This is a genomic window from Streptomyces kronopolitis (genome assembly GCF_050953795.1).
Taxonomy (GTDB): Bacteria; Actinomycetota; Actinomycetes; order Streptomycetales; family Streptomycetaceae; genus Streptomyces; species Streptomyces kronopolitis_A.
Genome location: NZ_CP191851.1, coordinates 1 through 3,461 on the forward strand (window position 1 = coordinate 1; position 3,461 = coordinate 3,461).

The window sequence follows — 3,461 nt, forward strand, 5'->3', positions numbered from 1 at the left end:
GCCCCCATCAGGGAGGAGACGCAATGGACGAGGAAACCCCGTCGACCACGGAGCAGGAGGCCCCCACCTCCCCGCGTCGGGAGAACCGATGGGAGGCGCTTCGCGCGCTGCGGCGGAGCGCCAACGAGAACCGCAGCCCGGCCGAGTGGGTCGACTGGGGTATGTCCGCCCTCACGACCGCCGGGACCTATGCGCTCATCGGCCTCGGGTTCTCAGCCTCGTACGAGACGATTCGCCAGATCGCGGAGAAAAAGGGCAAGTTCAGCCCGAACATGTCCCACATCGTCCCCCTCAGCTTCGAGGGCGGCATCATCATCCTGTCGCTGCACGTCATCCGCGAAGCCCGAAAGGGCCGGCGCGCAGGCTTCCTGCGGCTCCTGGTGGCCCTCGGCGCGCTCGCAACGCTCGTCACGAACGCTCGGGCTGAAGCCGCGGGCTTTGAAGGCACGCTGACCCACGTGGTGCCCGTCGGCATGTTCATCGTCTGCTTCGAGTACCTGATCCACAGCGTGCGGAAGAAGGCACTTGAGGACATGGGGCTCCTGCCCCCGCCCCTTGCCAGCCTCCGAGGCGTCGAGTGGCTCCTCAACACGAGGGAGGCGTTCGCTCGGTGGCGGCTGATGGCTCTGCACGGCATCCACTCCCCCGAGCAGGCCCTCTGGGTGCGAGAGCACCTGCTGATCAGCAAGCACGAGTTGAAAGCCGCACACAACGGCAGCTGGCGCGGCGTGCCCACACACGTCCGCCTGCGGGCCCGGACCAAGATCCTGGCCGAGGGCGAACAGCGGTTCCGAGTCGACAGCGACCAAAATCCCGGCCGCTACACCCTGCTGGTCGAGGAGCTCTCACGCCCGGCAGCACTGGAGAACCCTGCTCCGGCCACCGAGCACCGCGAGCTGCAGAACGCCGACGAGCAGACCGCTCTCCCGGTAGGCCAGCAGGCCATCTCCGAGCCTCACGGAGATGTTCCATACGCCGCCGACTCCGCCGACCCGAGGATCGGCGAGGGTGAGCCCCGCATCGAGACCCGCGAGGAGCGGGAGAGCCGGGAGGACCGTGAGGAGGAGGCCCGCGAACGCCAGGCCCAGGCCAGCAGCGACGCGAACTACCGCCGCACCGTCCAGCTGGTAATCGCAGCCCTTGAGGCGAACGAAACCGTTAACGGCCCGCGCATTGCCGAGAGGCACAGCGTAGGCGCCCGCACCGTCCAGCGGCATCTACAGCAGATGGAGCGTGAGGGCCTGCTGCCGGAGGACATCCTGACCAAGCGGTAGGCCAGCAGGAAACGGGATCACCGGCGAAGGCCGCAGGCACTCGAATTGCCTGCGGCCTTCGCTTATGACTGTACGGGGTGCAACATGCCCTGGCCCTCGTCATCCCCACATACCACCTGATCAGCCCGCCGGTGCCGGGCCCTCACCCTTCCCGAACCGCTGGTGCCAGCGCAAGGCGCCCAAGTTCTGCCACAACACCCCGATCTCGATTTGGTCCTGGGCGAGCCCGGTCTCCTCGGCCAGCTCCTCCGAACTGATCCTTCCGCCGTGAGCCTCGATCGCACGGGCGATCTTGCCTGCCCACAGTTCGGCGTCCACGAACGGCCGCTGCTTGTACTGTTCGACCAGCTCAGCCATATGCTCACGCGAACAGGCGGTGAGCCACCGCTTCCCATCCAGCTGCGCGTCATGAGCATGGGTGACGGACGAATCACGGACGACCGCATTGATCTCCGACTGGTCGGAGATCACTACTCCGCAGAGATCGCACAGTTCCGGCAGGATCTCGCCCTCGTCTGCTTCGTCGTCATCTGTCACTCCCCTTTCCTACCGTCGGTCCGTCGGACGGCAACACGACGCTCCGGGCCGGGAGGTCAAGCACCGCGGCGATCCAGCCGGGCAGCGGAGCCACGGCCACGTCGTGGTCAATGACATACCGGCGGCCGTCGACGACAGAGCCCGCGCCGATCAAATAGCCGCCGCAGCGGCGACCGGGGCCGCGGACATCGATACCGGGCCCGAGGCCGGTCCGGCCGCCGGAGAAGCTGCCGATGGTGCAGCCAGCCGGCACCCGGAAGTACAAGTGCCGGCCCCCGCTCGGAGTGGACGTCGTCAGCGTATCCGGCCACGCCTCCCCGAGCCGCGCGGCGAGAGCAGCGAGCTCGGCCACGCCGTCACCCTCGTTATCCACGTCCAGGTCGAGGCCGACGATGCCGGAAGCCCGGCATCCGACGCCGATGTTGTCGCCGGCGCGCCAGAGCTGGCGGACCCGCGCCGGGTCGCTGAGGCACTGCGAAAGCCGAGTGCCGGCGGCGGGCCTGCGGCCGCCGGGCAGGAGGGGAAACACGGCCAGACCGCGGGCGGCGAGGCTAGCGGCCGCGGCCGCGGTCGTCACGACGCCCAGCCCGAGGTGGAGGCGCTGGAGCTGGAGCCCCACCCGCCGTGGGAGGGCAGGTCGACGAGGCGTTCGGGACTGGGAGCCGGGACCGCCTCGTGCTCCTGGTCCTCGTCGTCCTCCCAGCAGGTGCACTCGTCGTACGGGCTGGACGACCCGGCCCCGCAATCACGGCAGTACACGCCAGCGTCCGGGTCGTAGTCGTCGGCTGCGGCCTGGTACTCGGAGTGCCGCCAGCCCGAGCAACGGCCGTCGTAGCAGCCGCACCCGGGGCACTCGGGGCAGACCATCGCGACCGACCAACCGCACGTCTCGCACAGGACCTGGCGGCGCGGGTCGTTGCGCATCCAGTCGACCGCCTCGCGGTACGTGTTGATGTCGACGTACGTCTCCAGGTACTCGACCAGCGTCTCCCGCTCGTCCGGGTCGGGGTGGTCCAGGAGCGCAATGGCGCAGGCGTGCTTGATGCCCAGCTCGTCCTTGAGGCCGGCCAGGGCCTTCTTGCGCGCGTGGTTCTTCGGCATCTCAAGCTCTCGATTCCGCGGCTCGCGGTGATCCCAGACTCACCGGCCGCCAAGAGCGAGGCCAGCAAGGGCGATTGCGATGTGGTGGTGGCTCGGCGCAGAGCACCTTCGGTGATGCGCGTCCGGTCTGGGCCGGACGCACCGGGCCATGAGCCGGGCCCACGGTCAGCGACCGCAGATCCAACTCTAGTGGAGGCACCGCCACTCAGGAGGAAAGCCGAGAGGGATGGAAAGGCCGGCAGCCAGCAGCCGACGCTGTAACACCCCAGGTCAGCGACATGGTGCCCCTGTGACTGGACGAGGTCATGGGGGCTCTTTCACGCCAACCTCCTGGCGCGGCGTCAGTAACCCTTGCCCCCGTGTCGGGTTACCCCTACATTTTTTGTCGGGTCAACCCGACACAAGCCGGGGTTCCTCCCGGCCCACCACGATCCGGAAAGGGCCGCGCCATGACCACCAACAACATCCCCGCGTCCGAACTCCCGCAGTACGCGCACCACACCAACCGCATCACCCTGACCCACACCGACACGGAGCCCGAAAAGCGGC

General features: G+C 68.5%; 4 protein-coding genes. 1 reads left to right on the plus strand and 3 read right to left on the minus strand.

The annotated features are described in order from the left end of the window. The first annotated feature begins 23 nt into the window (after window positions 1-23). Entirely contained in the window at window positions 24-1,274 is a 1,251-nt protein-coding gene (locus ACQP17_RS34160; RefSeq protein WP_433860092.1) for a DUF2637 domain-containing protein, read from the plus strand. A gap of 120 nt (window positions 1,275-1,394) precedes the next feature. On the opposite strand, the gene ACQP17_RS34165 is transcribed toward ACQP17_RS34160, so the two are convergent. From ACQP17_RS34165 to ACQP17_RS34175, 3 genes are read right to left on the minus strand one after another with little or no spacing between them, the layout of a single operon-like run. Beyond that, complete coding sequence (locus ACQP17_RS34165; RefSeq protein WP_433860093.1) at window positions 1,395-1,811, minus strand: hypothetical protein; 417 nt, start codon at window positions 1,809-1,811, stop codon at window positions 1,395-1,397. Then, the gene (locus ACQP17_RS34170) at window positions 1,801-2,388 is read right to left on the minus strand and encodes a bifunctional DNA primase/polymerase (protein WP_433860094.1); all 588 of its coding nucleotides are present in this window, start codon (window positions 2,386-2,388) and stop codon (window positions 1,801-1,803) included. Before ACQP17_RS34170 ends, ACQP17_RS34165 begins: the two co-directional genes overlap by 11 nt. Next, window positions 2,385-2,912, minus strand: a complete 528-nt coding sequence (locus ACQP17_RS34175) for a hypothetical protein (protein ID WP_433860095.1) — start codon at window positions 2,910-2,912, stop codon at window positions 2,385-2,387. The genes ACQP17_RS34170 and ACQP17_RS34175 overlap by 4 nt, the downstream gene beginning before the upstream one ends. Window positions 2,913-3,461: the final 549 nt, after the last annotated feature.